This window comes from Micromonospora sp. NPDC048830, assembly GCF_043198215.1.
Taxonomy (GTDB): Bacteria; Actinomycetota; Actinomycetes; order Mycobacteriales; family Micromonosporaceae; genus Micromonospora.
Genome location: NZ_JBICUP010000016.1, coordinates 106,954 through 124,770, shown reverse-complemented (window position 1 = coordinate 124,770; position 17,817 = coordinate 106,954). Strand labels below are relative to the sequence as shown.

Here is a 17,817-nt window from a genome sequence, read left to right as displayed (position 1 = left end):
GAAGCATCGAAGATGCCGCAGCGCGAGTCACCGATCATATGTGGCCCTGCCTTGTTAAACGCCACCGTTACCGGCCGACGCTGTCCCGCCGCCAGCAGGCCGTAACCGTACGCACGCCCGGCTCCGCGCCCGCGGCGAGCGAGCCAGCGCCACGCTCAAGACCTGAGGGGTCATGGCCGAGCTGCGCTGCTGTCCCCGCCGCGCGACCGCGCTCGTGCGGGCCATCCTCGTTCCGCACCGCGTCGACAGCGGCCCTGCGCAGGATGAAACGGGTTCCGTGAACCGACCACCGGATGCGTCCGTTCTCCGGTAGGGGAACGGGTTGCGCGCGTGTCGGGCACAACCGATCCACGGCAATACCGCAGTACAAGGCACTAGGAGGCCCAGATGGCAGCTCTGACTCGTATGCGCAAGGCGTGGCGCCCGGTCTTGATCGGTGCCCTGGTCCTGGCGGGGATGGCCAGCACCGCGACGCCGGCGAGTGCGGCGAGCACCAACCGCACCGGACTCTGCAACAAGACGAGCAGCTACTCGTCGTACCTGAAGTTCCCCAATCGTGGCGGGTTTACCAGCCCTGCGGTCAGAGGGGGCCAGTGCTGGAGCATCACGCTCGCCGCCGGCAGCACTGAGCCTGTCTACGTGTATGCCTACCGCAACGGCGTGAACGTCTACATCGGCTGGCGGTCGATCAGCACGGGCCAGCACAACGTGTTCCGGACCTACGGCACGTTCACCTCGCCCTCCTTCACGCTTTCCGTTAGCTGACGGCCGTGGAAGCCCCGCGCGCCCTCCCAGGGGTGCGGGGCCAGAGCGAATCGCGTAGCCGGACGGTGGGGCTCAGAGCGGGAGTGAAGTGATTTCAGCAACTTTGCGGTAGGTATTTGTGTTCGAAGTGGGTCAGGTGCAGTGCGGCGGCGACGATGCCGCCGATCCGGCGTGGGCTGGTGGGGTGGCGTAGCGTTTCCAGCGTCCGACCAGGATGGCGATTGCTTGGATGTTCGCGCCGAAGTCTCGGTGCTTTCCGGAGTACCAGGCGTCGATGGTCTCGCCCTTGACCGACAGGATGGTCTCGGTGAGCCGGTCGCAGTCGAACAGCTTGCCGTCGAGGATCACGTGAGACCAGCCGTCGTCGGCGACTCGGCGCAGCGCGGTGTGCGGATCCTGCGCCTGCGCGGCGAGCACGGCGATGCCCTCGTCGCGGTAGCGGTACGCGGTCGCCCGGGAGATGCCGAACCCCGCGCCGAGCAGGGTCACGTCCTCGGCCTTACGGAACCAGACCAGCACCAGCAGCACCTGCGTAGAAGCAGGTCAACGGGCGGGTGCCGCGCCGTGTCCCCTTGGCTCGGCGTTCCGCGGCAAGCAGCCGGCCGAGGTGCCGCACGAGTTCCCTCGGGACGTCGACCATGGCACGATAGGCGATCACGTGCGGTCCTTACCGTGTGGGTGATCTTGTGGTGAGAGCTACCTACCGAGGGCCTCACGTCCACTTCCAGCGCTGTCCGGCCTGAGTGCCTTCATCGCATCAATCAACACATTCGCGTCGCTGAGATCAGCTCAGTTGTAGTTGATCTAGCTCGGCCAACCTCCAAGATCCCCGGGTTGGCCGAATACTTACCCCAAGGAGGCCGTCATTTTCCGGGTCGTCGAAGTCATGCGCAAAGTCAGCAGCCGCATCATCGGTTTTGGGCGGCCCCTAACTGGGCCGCCCCGCTCGCTGACCCGATTATTGGAGGTGGAGCTACCGCCGCCCGTACCGCCGATCCGGCGGATTCTCAAGGACCCCCGCGTCATGCCCTACCACCGCCTGATCGTGCTGGTCGTGGTGGCCAACCTGGCGGTGGGCTGGCACGCCGTGGCATCGGGCAGCTGGTGGGCCGGTCAGGCCACGGCCCTGACATCGATAGAAATTGTTGCTCTGGTGAACGTGACGCTGGCCGTCGTCGTCCGCCAGCAGTGGATCGTCAATGCGCTGTTCTGGCTGGCCACCCGCGCACCCACGACCTGGCCGTTGCCGGTCCGCTGGGCGCTGGCAAAGATCTATCACTTTGGCGGACTGCACGTCGGCCTGGCCGCGTCAGGAACGACGTGGTATCTGGTCTTTGTCGTGTCGCTGATGTACGACCACCTTCACCATCGGGGACACGTATCGGTCCCCAATCTCGTCGTTTCCGGCGCGCTGGTGACGCTCTTCGTGGTCATGAGCATCCTGGCCCTGCCACCAATGCGAGCCAAGGCGCACGACACGTTCGAGATAACGCACCGGTTCTGTGGTTGGGCTGCGCTGGCGCTCGCATGGATCAACATCGTGCTATTCGTCACCACCCGGCACCGCGGCGCGTTCGCACTGCTGACCACACCGACCGTATGGCTACTCACGGTGGCCACCGTGTCCGTCGCGTTGCCCTGGCTGCTACTGCGCAAGGTCCGCGTCGATACCGAGCAGCCATCCGCCCACGTGGCGGTGGTCAACCTCGACGGCCCGAACCAGCCGCTCATCGGATCGACCCAGATGGTCAGTCGGCGACCACTGCTGGAGTGGCATTCATTCGCAAATATCTCTGCGCCTGAAGAGGCTCCCGGCAGCCACCGCATGGTTGTCTCCAGAGCCGGCGACTGGACCGCGGAATTCATCGACAATCCGCCAACGCATCTGTGGGTGCGGGGGATGCCGACCGCAGGCATGGCCAATGTCGCGCGGCTCTTCCAGAAGGTGCTCTTTGTTGCCACCGGCAGCGGAATCGGCCCCGTGCTCGCCCACCTCCTGGCCGGTGAGGTGTCGTCCCATCTGGTCTGGGTGACACGCAATCCGCGTAGGACGTACGGCGGCGCACTGGTCGACGAGGTGCTGGCGGCGCAGCCCGACGCGATCATCTGGGACACCGACGCGTACGGCAAACCCGACATGCTCCGGCTTGCGTACGGGGCGTACGCCACCTTCGGCGCGGAAGCGGTCGTCTGCGTCGCGAACAAGAAAGTCACCTGGCAGGTGGTGCACGGCCTGGAGCTGGTCGGGATCCCGGCATACGGTCCGATCTGGGACGCGTAGCCGGGACGGGTGGCAGAGATGGTACGAGGGCATCGTCTGGCACCATCCGGACGGTCGGAGGGCCAAGTTGAAGCACCGCGACTTCGCCTGAGCCGGCGGCCCCCGCGCGTCGACCTGGAGCCGACCCGATCGCGTACGCCCACCTGTTGTCGCGGCATTCCGGCCTTGCCACCGCCGGCCACGCGCACGGCAACGGGAACTCAGACCGAGCCCGGTCCGCCGTCGCTCGTGATGCCCGCGTCGATGGCCAGGCCGTCGTTTCCCCCGCCACCCTTGCCGCGGATGGTGCCCCGACGGGTTCTCCGCACGTCGCGGGCGATCTGCCGGCTGGCGCGCCGGGCGGCTTCGAGGGCCTCCTCGCGACTGCCCGGCCGCGCGGCGGTCCTGCGCCGGCGCAGCCGGAGGACGGCGGCCACGCCCAGGCCGAGCAGCAGCACTCCGGTCAGCACCCACGCCGCCCCTCCGCCGCTCATGGGCCGACGGTAGCGAGGGCCGGACGCGGGCGGCATCCTAGACCGATCGACATTCGTCGTCTGATCCGCTGTGCGGATCGGGCCTGCTACCGTTCCGCCTCCGCGTGCGGGGCGCGGGGCGGGCCGGGTTCGGCCCGGCACAGGCCGCCGCGGAACTCGACCCCCGGCACGCCCTCCACCAGGGCCGAGACGTCCACGAGGGACGCGAGCGACCTGGCCACGTCGCGTCGCAGCTCGGCGGCCGCCGACTCGACGTCGTCCTCCTCCCGCGCCCAGTCGATGTCCGCCCGCCGCAGCTCGGCGACGGCGTGCTCGGCGAGGGCCCCGGGGTCGGTGACGGCCACCTCGACCTGGCAGTAGAGGTGCAGCGTCCGCGTCGAGGGGGTGCCGGCGTCCGTCATGCCACCAGCATCGTCGACCGGTCGTGGCCCGCCGGAGGCCGGGCGCGCGGCGCGCCCCGAGCGCGCCACCCGTGGCGGGCACGGCGGTCACACCGCCGCGCGGATCTCGTCGCGTACGCCCCGCTGGAAGTCCCGGGCCTCGCGGCCACCCGGCGGCGGGCCGCCGAGCCGGGCGTCGATCGCCCGCTCGATCAGCGCCGTCCCGGGGTGGCCCCGCTCGACGAGCCGCCGGCCGGCCGCCACCTTCGGCAGCCACACGCCGTCCCGGCAGCGCACCAGCGAGCGGCACGCGCCGAGCACGGCGTCCTCGGCCCCGGCCGCCGGTTCGTCGCCGGGCGGCGTCGGGAGCGCGAGCCACCAGGTCAGCGCCTCGACCAGCAGCCGGCGCAGGTCGGCCGGCGCCAAATCGGTGAACATCTCGTCGGCCGGCGGCCCGAGCAGGCTCAGCCCGTCCTGGTGCAGGATGCTGCGGTCCAGCCCGTACCAGAACCGGCCGTCGGCGGCCGGCCGCTCGTCGCCGGACCAGGTCACCCGGTACGGCATCCGCGCGCCGGTGTTCAGCTCCACCTCGAACCCGGGGTCGGGCGTGCCGGCGCCGGCCACCGCGCGGCGGTAGACGACCAGCTCCAGCCCCCGGGCCGGGCAGGGCAGCGCCTCGTGCCGCAGCCGGGCCACCAGCTCCCGCTTGCGTCCGTCGTCCAGGGCGTCCGCGCAGACCAGCGCCAAGTCGACGTCGCTGCGCCCCACCTGGTACGCGCCGAGGGCGACCGAGCCGGCCGCGTACGCCCCGACCAGGTCGTCGCCGAGCACGTCCCGGGCCGCCGCCACCAGGTCCGCGAGGTACCGCCGTACGTCGGTGTCCATGCCGCATTGTGGCCCGGCGGCCGGCGGGCGTCCGCCCGGCCCGGCGGTGTCGGCGCCGCCCGGCGGTCGATCCCGCCCGGCGGTCGATCCCGCCCGGCGGTCGATCCCGCCCGGCGGTCGATCCCGCCCGGCGGTCGATCCCGCCCGGCGGTCGATCCCGCCCTGGCGGTGCCGGTCCGGCCCAGCGGTGCCGGTCCGGCCCAGCGGTGCCGGTCCCGCCCAGCGGTGCCGGTCCCGCCCAGCGGTGCCGGTCCCGTCCAGGGCTCGTCGGTCACCGGCCGGGTCACCGGCGGTGCGACCGCCCCGCCCCACCCCGGGCCGGCGCGGCCCGCTGCCCGGTTTCGCCGTTCCGGCCCGGGCGGCGGCCAGCACGTCTACTGTGGAGATCGTCGGCGGCGTTCGCGGCATCCGGTGGCGGGCGGTCGGCTCGCGGTGCACAGTGATCCCATGAGCGACAGCGGAAACGGCGGTCACTACTACTGGTGCATCCGGCACCACCGGGTCGAGACCGATGCCGACGTGTGCGCGGCGCGGTACGTTCTCGGGCCGTACGCCTCGGCGGCCGACGCCGAGAACGCCCTGCAGCGGGTGCGGGAGCGCAACGAGGCGTGGGAGGCCGAGGACGCCCGTTGGGCCGGGGAGGACAGGTAGACGGCGCGGGAGGGCCCGCGTCGAGGAACTCCGCGCCCCGCGGGGCGGCGCGCGGGAGCATGTCCCCGAGGAGGGTACCCAGATGGCCGAAGCACAGGAGGCCACCACCGGCCCGGCCGCCGAACGTATCACCGCGCAGAAGACCGCCGCGGCGCAGCGGGCCGCGGGCGCGACCCGGGCCACGGCCGCGCGCCGGGCCGGCCTCGGCACCACGACGGCCCGTGGGGCGACGGTCACGAGGGCGTCCCCGAACGCCTCCGGCGCGGGTGCCGGGCTGGCCCCGGTGCGGACGACGCCCGCGACCAGGGCGGTAGCCGCGCCGGCACCGGCGACGCAGCCGGCCGCGAAACAGACCGCCGCTGAACAGACGACCGCGAAGCAGTCTGCCGCGAAGCGGACGACCGCGAAGAAGGCTGCGGCGAAGAAGGCTGCGGCGAAGAAGACGGCCGCCACCACGGCGCCTGCCAGGAAGGCCGCCGCGAAGAGAACGGCCGCCACCACGGCGCCGGCCAGGAAGGCTGCCGCGAAGAGGGCTCCCGCGAAGAAGGCCGCGACCAGGAAGGCGCCGCCGAAGAAGGCCGCGACCGCCAGGACCGCCGCGGAACGGGCGCCCGCCAAGGCCACGGCGAAACGGGCACCGGCCGCCAGGAAGGCCGCACCGAAGAAGGCTCCGGCCAAGAAGACGACCATGGCCGCCGAGAAGAAGACTGCGGCGGCGAGGAAGACCACCGCGGCGGTGAAGAAGACGACCGCGGCGGTGAAGAAGACGACCGCGGCGGCGAAGAAGACGACCGCCGCGGCGAAGCGGGCACCGGCGAAGAAGACCACCACCGCGAAGAAGGCCGCCGCGACCCGGCCCACGGCGGGTGCCCGGAAGGCGACCGCGAAGAAGGCGCCGGCGAAGAAGGCGCCAGCCGCCAGGACCGCCGCGAAGCGGGCGCCCGCCAAGGCCACGGCGAAACGGGTCCCGGCCGCGAAGACCACCGCCCCGAAGAGAACGTCGGCCCGCAAGGCCACCGGCTGAGGCCGGCGCCGGGCGGCTGAGGGGCCTCCGCCACGCCAGGGGAGGCGGAGCGCGCGTACCGCTGTCAGGATTGGCCCGTGGTGATCCGACGCGTACTGGCGCCCCGCATCGACTTCGGCGCGCTGCGCCGCGAACTGGGGCTCCCCGAGGGGTTCCCGCCCGCGGCGCAGCGCGAGGCCGACGAGGCGGCGGCCACTCCGCCCCGGCCCGCCGCCGACCGCACCGACGTCCCGTTCGTCACGGTCGACCCGGCCGGCTCGCGGGACCTGGACCAGGCGATGCACCTTGCCCGCCGCCCCGGTGGCGGTTTCCGGGTCCGGTACGCGATCGCCGACGTCGCGGCGCACGTACGCCCCGGCGGCGCGCTGGAGGCGGAGACCTGGCGGCGGGGGCAGACCGTCTACCTGCCCGACGGCAACGTGCCGCTGCACCCGGAGACCCTCAGCGAGGGCGCGGCGAGCCTGCTGCCCGACCAGGACCGGGCGGCCGTGGTGTGGACGATCGACCTCGACGCCGACGGCGGCACGGTGGCCGTCGCGCTGGAGCGTGCCCTCGTACGCAGCCGCGCCAAGCTGGACTACGTCGGCGTGCAGGCCGACGCCGAGGCCGGACGGCTGCCGGAGCCGATCGCCCTGCTGCCCGAGATCGGTGCCCTGCTCACCGCGCGCGGCCTGCGCCGGGGCGCGGTGAACCTGCCGCTGCCCGAGCAGGACGTCGAGGCGGACGGCGACGGCTGGCGGCTGGTGCTGCGCGGGCCGGTGCCGATGGAGGACCACAACGCCCAGATCTCCCTGCTGACCGGGATGGCCGCGGCGGACATCATGCTGGCCGGGCGGATCGGGCTGCTGCGGACGATGCCGGCGCCGAAGCCGGAGGCGGTGGCCCGGCTGCGTACCGCCGCCGCCCCGCTGGGCGTCGACTGGCCGGACGACGCGAGCGTGGGCGAGGTGCTCGCCGGGCTGGACGCGTCGCAGCCCCGGGCTGCCGCCTTCGTCGACCAGGCGGCCGAGCTGATGCGCGGCGCCGCGTACACGGCGTTCGACGGCGAGCCGCCGGAGCGCCCGGAGCACGGCGGGGTCGCGGCGGCGTACGCACACGTCACGGCGCCGCTGCGCCGGCTGGCCGACCGGTACGCCACGGAGGTCTGCCTGGCCCTGCACGAGGGCCGGCCGGTGCCCGACTGGGCGCGGGCCGCGCTGCCGAGGCTGCCGGAGGTCATGGCGACCACGGACCGGACCGCGTCGGCGGCGACCCGCGGGGCCATCGAGCTGACCGAGGCGGTCCTGCTGGAGCAGCGGGTCGGCGTGACCTTCCCCGCGGCGGTGCTGGACGTGGACGCGCCGCCGAACCGGCCGGGCGGGGCGCCGGACGGCCAGGCGGGACCGGGGCGGCCGGGAAACGGGCAGGGCCGGCCCGGCCGGCGGCCGGGCGGCACGGTGGCGCTGGACGACCCTCCGGTGCGGGCCCGCTGCACGGGCGAGTTGCCGCTGGGGGAGCGGGTCCGGGTCCGGCTGGTCACCGCCGACCCGGTCGCCCGGAAGGTCCTCTTCGAGCTGGCCTGAGCCGCCGGCGGCCCGTGGGCAGTCTCACCCCGAGGGCACTCCTGCCGGTCGGTGACCTTTGCGAGGATGGGCGCATGGCATATGACGCGAGCACCCTGCCCGACGTGTCCGGGCTGACCGTCGGGATCATCGGCGGCACCGGCGACCAGGGCCGGGGCCTGGCCTACCGGTTCGCCCGGGCCGGGCAGACCGTGCTGATCGGCTCGCGGTCGGCCGAGCGGGCCGCGCAGGCCGCCGCCGAGATCGCCGGGCTGCCGCACGTCCCCGCCGAGGCGCGGGTCACGGGCGCCGACAACGACGAGGTGGCCCGCCGCAGCGACGTGGTGGTGATCGCGGTGCCGTGGGACGGGCACGCGGCCACCGTGGCCGCCCTGGCGGAGCCGCTCGCCGGCAAGATCGTCATCGACTGCGTGAACCCCCTCGGCTTCGACAGGCAGGGCCCGTACGCGCTGCCCGTCGAGGAGGGCAGCGCCGTCCAGCAGGCCGCCCGGCTGCTGCCGGAGTCCCGGGTCTGCGCCGCGTTCAACCACGTGAGCGCGCCGCTGCTGGCCGACCCGGAGATCGACCGGATCGACCTCGACGTGCTGATCTGCACCGAGGAGCGGGAACTGGTCGATGTCGTGGCGGCGCTCGCCGCCCGGATTCCCGGCATGCGCGGCATCTACGCCGGGCGGCTGCGCAACGCCCACCAGATCGAGGCGTTCACCGCGAACCTGATCGCCATCAACAAGCGCTACAAGGCGCACGCCGGCATCCGCGTCACGGACCTGTGAGCGCCTCGGGCTGACCGTTGGAGATCTTGGTACGAACTGGCCCCTCCGGGGGCCGTTTCGTACCAAGATCTACGGCTGGCGTGCCGCCGGGAGCGGATGACGGCGGTACCGGGGGTCCGGCGGGCCGACCGAGACGGCATTTTCGTCGAGCCCGTTGAAGACGACCAGCTCCGCCTCGGCGAAACGGAAGCCGAGCGCCAGGCTGCCGTTCGCCAGGTCGCCCGCGCTCCCGTGCCACTCCAGCAGGGCGGGCTCGTGCAGCGGCCGACCGATGAGCCCGGCCAGCTCCGGCAGCGGCTCAGGCCGCCACGCGAGCCGGAAGTCGTCGGACGTGGGCCAACGAACGCCGGCCGCCGGGTCGACGGTGTTCCAGGTGATCGAGATCTCCTCGAACTTCTGGTGGTTGATCTCGACCTGCTCGCCGGCGAAGTCCAGCAGTACGGGGCAGTCCGCGAACCAATTGTCGTCGTCGCGGGGGCGCGACCGGCTTTCCGACGCTGCCAGGCAGGGGTGTCAACAGGGCCCCTGCTTTACCGAAAGGTGTTGACAGGGGCCCTTCCCTGCACCTCAGAACGTGTGCTCGGCGGCGGGGAACGTGCCGCCACGGACCTCGTCGGCGAACCGGCGGGTCGCCTCGGTCAGCACCCCGGACAGGTCCGCGTAGCGCTTCACGAAGCGCGGCGCCTTACCGGTGCGCAGGCCGGCCATGTCCTGCCAGACCAGCACCTGGGCGTCGGTGTCCGGGCCGGCGCCGATGCCGACGGTCGGGATCGGCAGCTCGGCGGTGATCCGCTTGGCCACCTCGCCCGGCACCATCTCCAGCACCACCGCGAACGCGCCCGCCTCGGCTACCGCCCGGGCGTCGGCGACGACGTCCTCGGCCGCGTCGCCGCGCCCCTGCACCCGGTACCCGCCGATGGCGTGCTCCCGCTGCGGGGTGAAGCCGATGTGCGCCATCACGGGGATGCCGGCGCCGGTGATCGCGGCGACCTGGTCCGCGCAGCGCCGGCCGCCCTCCAGCTTCACCGCGTGGCAGCCGCCCTCCTTCATGAACCGCACCGCCGTGCGCAGCGCCTGCGTCGGCCCCTCCTCGTACGAGCCGAACGGCAGGTCGGCCACCACCAGCGCCTGCCGGGTCGCCCGTACCACCGCGCGGACCAGCGGCAACAGCTCCTCGGCGGTCACCGGCACCGTCGTCTCGTAGCCGAAGACGTTGTTCGCCGCCGAGTCGCCGACCAGCAGCACGGGTACGCCGGCGGCGTCGAAGATCGACGCCGTGTACTGGTCGTACGAGGTGAGCATCGGCCACCGCTCGCCCCGCTCCTTGGCGGCGAGCAGGTCGCGGGTGCGGACCCGCCGGGTCGCGGGGCCGCCGTAGAGGGCGGTCACCTCGGTCGGGGTGGACTCCACCATGACTGTCTCCTTTCCCTCGAGGCCGCCTGCGCGGTCCCCGGGTTCTGCCGCGATCGTCCCACCCGGGCGGGTGGCGGCGGCAGGGCGCAGTGGAGGATTTCACTCCCGACGACCCGCGGCCGGCCGGCCACGCACCCGACGTGCGAGCCGGCCGGGCGCCCGACCCGCGGCTGGCCAGGCACCCGACGTGCCGAGCCGGACCGGCCCGGCCGGGACCGGCTCAGCCGTGCTCGCGCCAGCGGTTGGTGATCGGCAGCCGCCGGTCGCGCCCGAACGCCTTCATGGAGATCTTCGTGCCGGGGGCGGACTGCCGGCGCTTGTACTCGGCCGTGTCCACCATGCGCAGCACCCGGTCGATCACCGCCGGGTCGTGGCCGGCCGCGACCAGGCCGTCGCGGCCCAGGTCGCCGTCGACGTACCCGATCAGGATGGGGTCGAGCACCTGGTAGTCGGGCAGGGTGTCGCTGTCGAGCTGGCCGGGGCTCAGTTCCGCGCTCGGCGGCTTGCCGATGGAGCTCTCCGGGATCGGCGGGGTCTCGCCCCGGTTGGCGGCGTCGGCGTTGCGCCACTTCGCCAGCCGCCAGATCAGCGTCTTCCACACGTCCTTGACCGGGTTGAACCCGCCGACCGAGTCGCCGTACAGGGTCGAGTAGCCGACCGCCAGCTCGCTCTTGTTGCCGGTGGTGAGGACGAGGTGACCGTCCTGGTTCGACAGCGCCATCAGGATCACCCCGCGCACCCGGGCCTGGAGGTTCTCCACCGTCACCCCGGACAGCGACATGTTCGCCAGGTACGTGTCCACCATGGGCTGGATCGGCTGGACCCGGTAGTCCAGCCCGGTCCGCTTCGCCAGGTCCTCCGCGTCGCCGAGGGAGTGCTCGGAGGAGTGCCGGCTGGGCAGGGACACCCCCACCACCCGCTCCGGGCCGAGCGCGTCGACCGCGAGCGCGGCCACCACGGCCGAGTCGATGCCGCCGGAGAGCCCCAGCACCACCGACGGGAAGCGGTTCTTGTCGACGTAGTCGCGCAGGCCCAGCACCAGCGCGCGCCACACCTCGGCCTCGTCGGCGACCGGCTTCTCGATCCCGCCCACCGCGGCCGGGCCGTCCGCCGGCGGCAGGGCGGCGTCGATCGGCGTACGGACCAGCCGCATCCCGTCGGCCAGCTCGCCGTCGGCGGCCAGGGCCGCCGCCGCGGCCGGCAGCTCGACGTCGTGCACGAGCAGGTGCTCGACGAACTGCGGGGCGCGGGCGAGCAGGGTGCCGTCCGCCGCCACGATCATCGAGTCGCCCTCGAAGACCAGCTCGTCCTGGCCGCCGATCATGTTGACGTACGCGATCGTCGCGCCGGCCTCGGCGGCCCGGCGGCGGACCAGCGGCAGCCGGATGTCGTCCTTGTTCAGCTCGTACGGCGAACCGTTGATGTTGACCACCAGGCCCACCCCGGCCTGCCGGGCGACCGCGAACGGCCCGCCGGCCTGCCACAGGTCCTCGCAGATGGTCAGCGCGACGTCCACCCCGCCGACCCGCACGACGGTCAGCGTGTCGCCCGGCACGAAGTAGCGGTCCTCGTCGAAGACGCCGTAGTTGGGCAGGTGGTGCTTGAAGTAGGTGGCGACGACGGCGCCCCCGTGCAGCAGCGCGGCGGCGTTGCGCGCCCCCCGGCCCGGCTCGGCGTCGGAGCTGATCTGCGGCGGGCCGTCGGCGTCCAGGTAGCCGACCACCACCGGCAGGTCGCCGAGCCCGTCGGCGGCCAGGTCGGCGGCGAGCCGGTGCAGCGCGGCCTGGGACGCGGCGACGAAGGACCGGCGGAAGACCAGGTCCTCGACCGGGTACCCGGTCAGCATCATCTCCGGGAACAGGACGAACTGGGCGCCGGCGTCGGCGGCCCGGCGGGTCCAGCGACGGACCAGGTCGGCGTTGCCGACGAGGTCGCCGACGGTCGGGTTGACCTGGGACAGGGCGAGACGCAGGGTGGGCATGACCTCATCTTGCCCCAGCCGGTCGGCCCCGACACGCGGGGCGGCGGAGCAGGCGCCCGGCCGGGCGGCGGGCGGCGGGCGGCGGGACAGGGCGCCGGGGCGCCGCCGGGCGGCACGGACAGGCGCCGGGTGCCGGCGCGTCCGGGTGGCGGGGCACCGGGGTACGCGTCCCAGACGGTTCGCGTAACGTCTCCGTAAAGAGGTGGTTGGAGACTGGGCGGTCAGGGCGGACCGGCCGGGCCGGTGGCCGACACAGTGTCGCGAGGGGTGGAAGTGGACCGTCAGCAGGAGTTCGTCCTCCGTACGCTGGAAGAGCGGGACATCCGGTTCGTCCGGTTGTGGTTCACCGACGTGCTGGGCACGCTCAAGAGCGTGTCGGTGGCGCCCGCCGAGCTGGAAGCGGCCTTCGAGGAGGGCATCGGGTTCGACGGCTCGGCGATCGAGGGCTTCGCCCGGGTCTTCGAGTCCGACATGGTGGCCATGCCCGACCCGACCACCTTCCAGGTCTTCCCGTTCGAGGGCGGGGGGAGCGGCGAGAGCGCCCGCATGTTCTGCGACATCCTGCTCCCCGACGGCGGGCCGTCCTGGGCCGACCCGCGGCACGTGCTGCGCCGGGCGCTGTCCAAGGCCGCCGAGAAGGGCTTCACCTTCTACACCCACCCCGAGATCGAGTTCTTCCTGCTGGAGAACGGCGCGCCGGACGGCGCGGTGCCGACCCCGGTGGACACCGGCGGGTACTTCGAGCACACCACCCACGCGGTGGCCCGCGACTTCCGCCGGCAGGCCGTGCTCGCGCTGGAGCGGATCGGCATCTCCGTGGAGTTCAGCCACCACGAGGTCGCCCCCGGCCAGCAGGAGATCGACCTGCGCTACGCCGACGCGCTGACCACCGCCGACAACATCATGACCTTCCGGCACGTGGTCAAGGAGGTGGCGCTGTCCACCGGCGTGCAGGCCAGCTTCATGCCGAAGCCGTTCACCGACCAGCCGGGCAGCGGCATGCACACCCACCTGTCGCTGTTCGAGGGGGAGCGCAACGCGTTCCACGACGGTGGCGACCCGATGAAGCTGTCCAAGGTGGCGAAGTCGTTCATCGCCGGGCTGCTCGTCCACGCCCGGGAGTACACCGCCGTGACCAACCAGTGGGTCAACTCGTACAAGCGGCTCTTCCCGCAGGCGCTGCCGGACCGGATCACCGAGAGCCCCGCGTACATCTGCTGGGGGCACCTCAACCGGTCCGCGCTGGTCCGCGTCCCCGCGTACGGCAAGCCGAACTCGGCCCGGGTGGAGGTCCGCTCGCTGGACTCGGCGGCCAACCCGTACCTGGCCTTCGCGGTGCTGCTCGGCGCCGGCCTGAAGGGCATCGAGGAGGGCTACGAGCTGCCCCCGGGCGCCGAGGACGACGTGTGGTCGCTGACCAGCGCCGAGCGCCGCGCCATGGGCTACGAGTCGCTTCCGGAGAACCTGTCCGAGGCGATCGACGTGATGGCCGGCTCCGAGCTGGTCGCCGAGGTGCTCGGCGAGCACGTCTTCGACTTCTTCCTGCGCAACAAGCGCGCGGAGTGGGAGCAGTACCGCCGCGAGGTCACCCCGTACGAGCGGCAGCGCTACCTGTCGCTCTAGGCCGGGGCTCCACGGGTTGCGCCGGCCCGCTATCGTCTCGATCACCGTCCCGGTACCCCCGCCGGGCGGAGACGCCTCGGGAGGCAGTCGGTGCTGGCGGACCTGTTCGGCGGAGCCTGGCAGAGCATCGTGTTCGGGGTCGTCGGGGTGGGGCTGATGGCGGCCGGCTTCGGGCTGGTCGACCTGCTCACCCCCGGTCGGCTGCGGGAGCTGATCTGGGTACGGCGCAACGGCAACGCCGCGTTGCTGCTGGCCGCCAACCAGCTCGGCATCGCCGGGATCGTGTTCACCGCGATCCTCACCAGCTACAGCGACTTCGCCAAGGGGCTCGCCTCGACGGTGATCTTCGGCCTCATCGGCCTGCTGATCATGGCGCTGGCGTTCTTCGTGCTGGACCTGCTGACCCCCGGCAAGCTCGGCGAGATCATCTGCTCCGACGAGCCGCACCCGGCCGCCCGGGTCAGCGCCGCCACCCACTTCGGGGCCGCGCTGATCGTCTGCGCCTGCATCGCCTGACCGCGTGCCCGACGCGCTCAGCTACGCCGACGCCGTTCGGCTGCTCGGCGGAGAGAAGAGCAAGGTCGTCGACTGGTTCGACAAGCTGACCGGGGGCGTGCTGCTGGCCGCCTCGGTGCCGGTGCCGGCGTTGCTCGGCATCTTCGACGCCAAGGCGGAGTTCGTCCGGCTGGGCCACGAACTGGTCAGCGGCGCGTCGGAGCGGCGCTCCGGGCTGTCCCGGTACGGCAGGACCCAGCGGCTGGAGGCAGCGCACGCGGTCGTCGCGGTGACCGCCTTCTTCGAGGCTTTCGGCGAGCTGGACCTGCCGTTCGAAGTCAAGGAGCTGAGAATCAGCCGCGCGGAGCAGGTCCTGCTGGCTGGGGGCAGCCCCGGGGACAGTCTCATGGGCGCGCTGTTCACCACCGCCGCTCCGGTGCCCGGCCCGCACCTGCCCTACCCCGCGCTGCGGGAGGTGCTCCGCACCTACTACGAGGGATTGACCAACCGCCTCACGGCCTTCCTCGGTGGACTGGCGGTCGTCGACGCGCTCTCCGACCGGCGATGGAGCAAGACCCAGCAGGTCCTGTACGCCCTCCCGGCCGCCGCCGCCGACCGGCACCGCGACCTGCTGACCCGGCTCGCCGTCGATTTCCCCGAGGTGGCCCTCTGGCTCGACCTGCACGAGCACGAGGCGACCCGGGCCGACATCCGTTGCCTCTCCGTCGGGCTGGCCGAGCTGCACCGGACCCTGTCGGAGATCTCCACCGGCCGGGCCCCGGACGACCGGCGGGCCGCGCTCGCCGCCGCGTACGCCGCCGAGCTAGGCCGGCCGATCATCGCCTCCGGCGACGTGCCGGCCGGGCTGACCGTCCCGGCGCTCGGTGAGGCGTACGTCCCGCCGCTGTGCCGGATCGCGGAGCTGGACCCGGCGGCGCGGCCCAGCGACGAGGGCTGGTGGGACGGCCAGCCGGTACGCGACGACCTGTGGCAGTCCCTGGTCGTCCACCTCACCTCGCCCGGGGCGACCCGGGCGCCGCTGCTGGTGCTCGGGCAGCCGGGCTCCGGTAAGTCGCTGCTGACCCGGGTCGTCGCCGCCCGGCTGCCGGCGGCGGACTTCATGGTGGTCCGGGTGGTGCTCCGGGACGTGTACGCCGCCGGCGACCTCCAGGACCAGATCGAGCAGGCGATCCGCAACGACACCGGGGAACGGCTCGACTGGCCGGCGTTGGCCCGGTCGGCCGGTGACGCGCTGCCGGTGGTGCTGCTCGACGGCTTCGACGAGCTGCTCCAGGCCACCGGGGTCAGCCAGACCGACTACCTGCGGCGGGTGGCCGCGTTCCAGCGCCGGGAGGCCGACCAGGGCCGGCCGGTGGCGGTGCTGGTCACCAGCCGCACCAGCGTGGCCGACCGCGCGCAGCCGCCGCCCGGCGCGGTCGCGATCCGGCTGGAGCCCTTCGACGACGCGCGGGTCGGGGCGTGGCTGGACACGTGGAACCGGGTCAACGCCGCCGCGTTCCGGAGGCTGGGCGTGCGCCCGCTGGACCGGGCGACCACGCTGGCGCACCGCGAACTGGCCGAACAGCCGCTGCTGCTGCTGATGCTGGCGCTCTACGACGCCGAGGCGAACGAGCTGAGCCGGGCCGGGGAACTGCGCCGGGGCGAGCTGTACGAGCGGCTGCTGTGCCGGTTTGCCCGGCGGGAGGTGGTCAAGCAGCGGACCGGCCTGCCCGACCAGGAGCTGGACCGGGCCGTCGGGGAGGAGCTGCGCCGGCTGGCCGTGGTCGCGTTCGCCATGTTCAACCGGCGGGCCCAGTGGGTCACCGCGACCGACCTGGACGCCGACCTGGCCGCGCTGCCCTTCGGCGGCACGCCGGCAACGGGGGAGCGCGCCGGGCTGCGGGCGCCGCTGGCGGCGGCCGAGGTGGTGCTCGGTCGATTCTTCTTCATCCACCGGTCCCGGACCCACGACGACGAGCGCCGGCGCGAGACGTACGAGTTCCTGCACGCCACCTTCGGCGAGTACCTGGTGGCCCGGCTCACCGCGCAGATGGTGGACGACCTGGTGGCCCGGGACGCCGCCGCCAGCCTGTCCTGGGGCGGCGAGCCGGTCTCCGACGACCTGCTGCACGTCCTGCTCTCGTACGCCGTGCTCAGCACCCGGGTCACCGTGTTCGCCTTCCTCGCCGAGCGGCTGGCCGGGCGGGACGAGGCGCACCGGCGGGCCTGGACGGACCTGCTGCTGCGGCTGTTCCGGGCCGCCCCGTACGCCGCCGGCGCCCGCCGGTACGACGGCTACCGGCCCCGGCGGCTGCCGATGCCCGCCCGGTACGCCGCGTACGGCGCGAACCTGCTGCTGCTCGTCCTGGCCGCCGCCGGCGAGGTCACCGGGCGGGCGCTGTTCCCGGAGGCCGCCGACCCGGTCGACGGGTGGCGGGCCGAGGTGGGGCTGTGGCGCGCCCAGCTCGACGGCGAGGAGTGGCAGAGCCTGAGCGACCTGCTGGCGCTGGAGCGGCAGGGGGAGGGCGCGAACCGGGACGTCCGGGTCTGGGCGGACGGCCGGTTGGCGGCACCACCGGACCTGGACGTGCTGTGGGCGCTGGGCCTGCCGGAGGGAATGGCCTACGGGCTGGCACGCGAACGGCTCGCCCGGCTGCGCCGCGACGCCCACCTGAGCTGCGACACGGACGCGGCTGTCGCGGCGCACGCGCTGGAGCCGATGCTCGACAAGCTACCCACGGCGCTCGCGCTGTTCCATGACGCGGGGTCGGGCGTGGTCACCTCCGTCGCCCGCGCGCTGGCCGACGCCTGGCTCCTGCCGCTGCGCCCGGCGACGCAGCAGGAGCGCCGCGACGTCTACCTGCGCTGCGTTCGGTTGGCGTCAGGGACGCGGGGCCTGACCGACGACTGGGATCGGGCCGCCTTCCTGCGGCTGCTGCTCGACCGGCTGGCGGGGGACCGCGAGGCGTCCGTCCCACTGGTGACCGAGGTGCTGCTGCTCGCCTGCACCGATGACACCCTGTTCAGGGACAACGATGCCCTTGACGGAGCGCTGCGCTGCGTGCAGCGGGTGCTGGGCGCCGCCGCCGACGTCCACCCACGCCTCGGCTCGGTGGTCGCCACCCTGCTGGATGCCATCGCCTTCGAGTCGGACGGTTGGCTGGACGATGCCGCGATCGACGTGCTGACCCGCATGCACGAGCGAGGCGTGCCCATCCTGCTCGACATGGACTCCCTGGCCACCATCCTTGAGGAGGACCCCCAGGCGGGGAACCGGCCCGACCTGGCACGGCGGCTGCGCGCGCTGGCGTCCGACAAGCCCGGACCCAACGGACGGCGCGGGCATGACGGCGTCGCGGACGGGGATGAGGCTGCTTCCTGACGGCATGTCGCCGACATGGCGGTGTCCTGCTCATTCGGACACCGCCATGTCGGCGAAAATGCGCGTCAGACGGGCGCGTCAGGCGCGTCAGACGGGCGCGTCAGGCGCGGCCGGGGCGGGCCCGGGCGT

General features: G+C 73.2%; 13 protein-coding genes and 1 pseudogene. 8 read left to right on the top strand and 6 right to left on the bottom strand.

Annotated features, from left to right (window positions below; translation table 11 throughout):
- Positions 1 to 56: 56 nt before the first annotated feature.
- Together ACGFIZ_RS16360 and ACGFIZ_RS16355 are read left to right on the top strand one after the other, a co-directional pair.
- A pseudogene (locus tag ACGFIZ_RS16360) lies at positions 57 to 313 on the top strand (hypothetical protein); the annotation flags it as partial.
- Between the two features lie 74 nt (positions 314 to 387).
- Positions 388 to 765, top strand: coding sequence for a hypothetical protein (locus ACGFIZ_RS16355; protein ID WP_393419962.1), 378 nt, complete (start codon positions 388 to 390; stop codon positions 763 to 765).
- 132 nt (positions 766 to 897) lie between these two features.
- On the opposite strand, the gene ACGFIZ_RS16350 is transcribed toward ACGFIZ_RS16355, so the two are convergent.
- Positions 898 to 1,284 carry a hypothetical protein gene (locus ACGFIZ_RS16350; RefSeq protein ID WP_393419960.1) on the bottom strand — a complete coding sequence of 129 codons (387 nt, stop codon included), beginning with the start codon at positions 1,282 to 1,284 and terminating at the stop codon, positions 898 to 900.
- 505 nt (positions 1,285 to 1,789) lie between these two features.
- On the opposite strand from ACGFIZ_RS16350, the gene ACGFIZ_RS16345 reads away from it, so the two are divergent.
- Positions 1,790 to 3,046 (top strand): hypothetical protein, encoded by a 1,257-nt coding sequence (locus ACGFIZ_RS16345; protein WP_393419958.1) that lies wholly within the window; start codon positions 1,790 to 1,792, stop codon positions 3,044 to 3,046.
- Positions 3,047 to 3,246: 200 nt separating this feature from the next.
- Here ACGFIZ_RS16345 and ACGFIZ_RS16340 read toward each other — a convergent pair whose 3' ends face one another.
- The 3 genes from ACGFIZ_RS16340 to ACGFIZ_RS16330 all read right to left on the bottom strand — a co-directional run bounded on the left by ACGFIZ_RS16340 (position 3,247) and on the right by ACGFIZ_RS16330 (position 6,452).
- Positions 3,247 to 3,519 carry a hypothetical protein gene (locus ACGFIZ_RS16340; protein WP_393419956.1) on the bottom strand — a complete coding sequence of 91 codons (273 nt, stop codon included), beginning with the start codon at positions 3,517 to 3,519 and terminating at the stop codon, positions 3,247 to 3,249.
- 86 nt (positions 3,520 to 3,605) lie between these two features.
- Positions 3,606 to 3,920, bottom strand: a complete 315-nt coding sequence (locus ACGFIZ_RS16335; protein WP_393419954.1) for a hypothetical protein — start codon at positions 3,918 to 3,920, stop codon at positions 3,606 to 3,608.
- A gap of 87 nt (positions 3,921 to 4,007) precedes the next feature.
- Complete coding sequence (locus tag ACGFIZ_RS16330; protein WP_393419952.1) at positions 4,008 to 6,452, bottom strand: hypothetical protein; 2,445 nt, start codon at positions 6,450 to 6,452, stop codon at positions 4,008 to 4,010.
- Positions 6,453 to 6,536: 84 nt separating this feature from the next.
- Between ACGFIZ_RS16330 and ACGFIZ_RS16325 the strand changes: the two genes are divergently transcribed.
- Both ACGFIZ_RS16325 and npdG read left to right on the top strand, forming a co-directional pair.
- The gene (locus tag ACGFIZ_RS16325; protein WP_393419950.1) at positions 6,537 to 8,021 is read left to right on the top strand and encodes an RNB domain-containing ribonuclease; all 1,485 of its coding nucleotides are present in this window, start codon (positions 6,537 to 6,539) and stop codon (positions 8,019 to 8,021) included.
- A 74-nt stretch (positions 8,022 to 8,095) separates the two neighbouring features.
- Positions 8,096 to 8,794: an NADPH-dependent F420 reductase gene (gene npdG, locus ACGFIZ_RS16320; protein WP_393419948.1), complete on the top strand. Its 699-nt coding sequence runs from the start codon at positions 8,096 to 8,098 to the stop codon at positions 8,792 to 8,794.
- A gap of 567 nt (positions 8,795 to 9,361) precedes the next feature.
- On the opposite strand, the gene panB is transcribed toward npdG, so the two are convergent.
- Positions 9,362 to 10,207, bottom strand: a complete 846-nt coding sequence (gene panB, locus ACGFIZ_RS16315) for a 3-methyl-2-oxobutanoate hydroxymethyltransferase (protein WP_393419946.1) — start codon at positions 10,205 to 10,207, stop codon at positions 9,362 to 9,364.
- Positions 10,208 to 10,427: 220 nt separating this feature from the next.
- Positions 10,428 to 12,188, bottom strand: coding sequence for an NAD+ synthase (locus ACGFIZ_RS16310; RefSeq protein ID WP_393419944.1), 1,761 nt, complete (start codon positions 12,186 to 12,188; stop codon positions 10,428 to 10,430).
- Between the two features lie 273 nt (positions 12,189 to 12,461).
- On the opposite strand from ACGFIZ_RS16310, the gene ACGFIZ_RS16305 reads away from it, so the two are divergent.
- The 3 genes from ACGFIZ_RS16305 (at position 12,462) to ACGFIZ_RS16295 (ending at position 17,688) form a co-directional block, all read left to right on the top strand.
- Positions 12,462 to 13,811, top strand: coding sequence for a glutamine synthetase family protein (locus tag ACGFIZ_RS16305; RefSeq protein WP_393419997.1), 1,350 nt, complete (start codon positions 12,462 to 12,464; stop codon positions 13,809 to 13,811).
- A gap of 90 nt (positions 13,812 to 13,901) precedes the next feature.
- Entirely contained in the window at positions 13,902 to 14,327 is a 426-nt protein-coding gene (locus ACGFIZ_RS16300; protein WP_393419942.1) for a DUF350 domain-containing protein, read from the top strand.
- Between the two features lie 4 nt (positions 14,328 to 14,331).
- Positions 14,332 to 17,688 (top strand): NACHT domain-containing protein, encoded by a 3,357-nt coding sequence (locus tag ACGFIZ_RS16295; RefSeq protein ID WP_393419940.1) that lies wholly within the window; start codon positions 14,332 to 14,334, stop codon positions 17,686 to 17,688.
- The last annotated feature ends 129 nt before the right edge of the window (positions 17,689 to 17,817 follow it).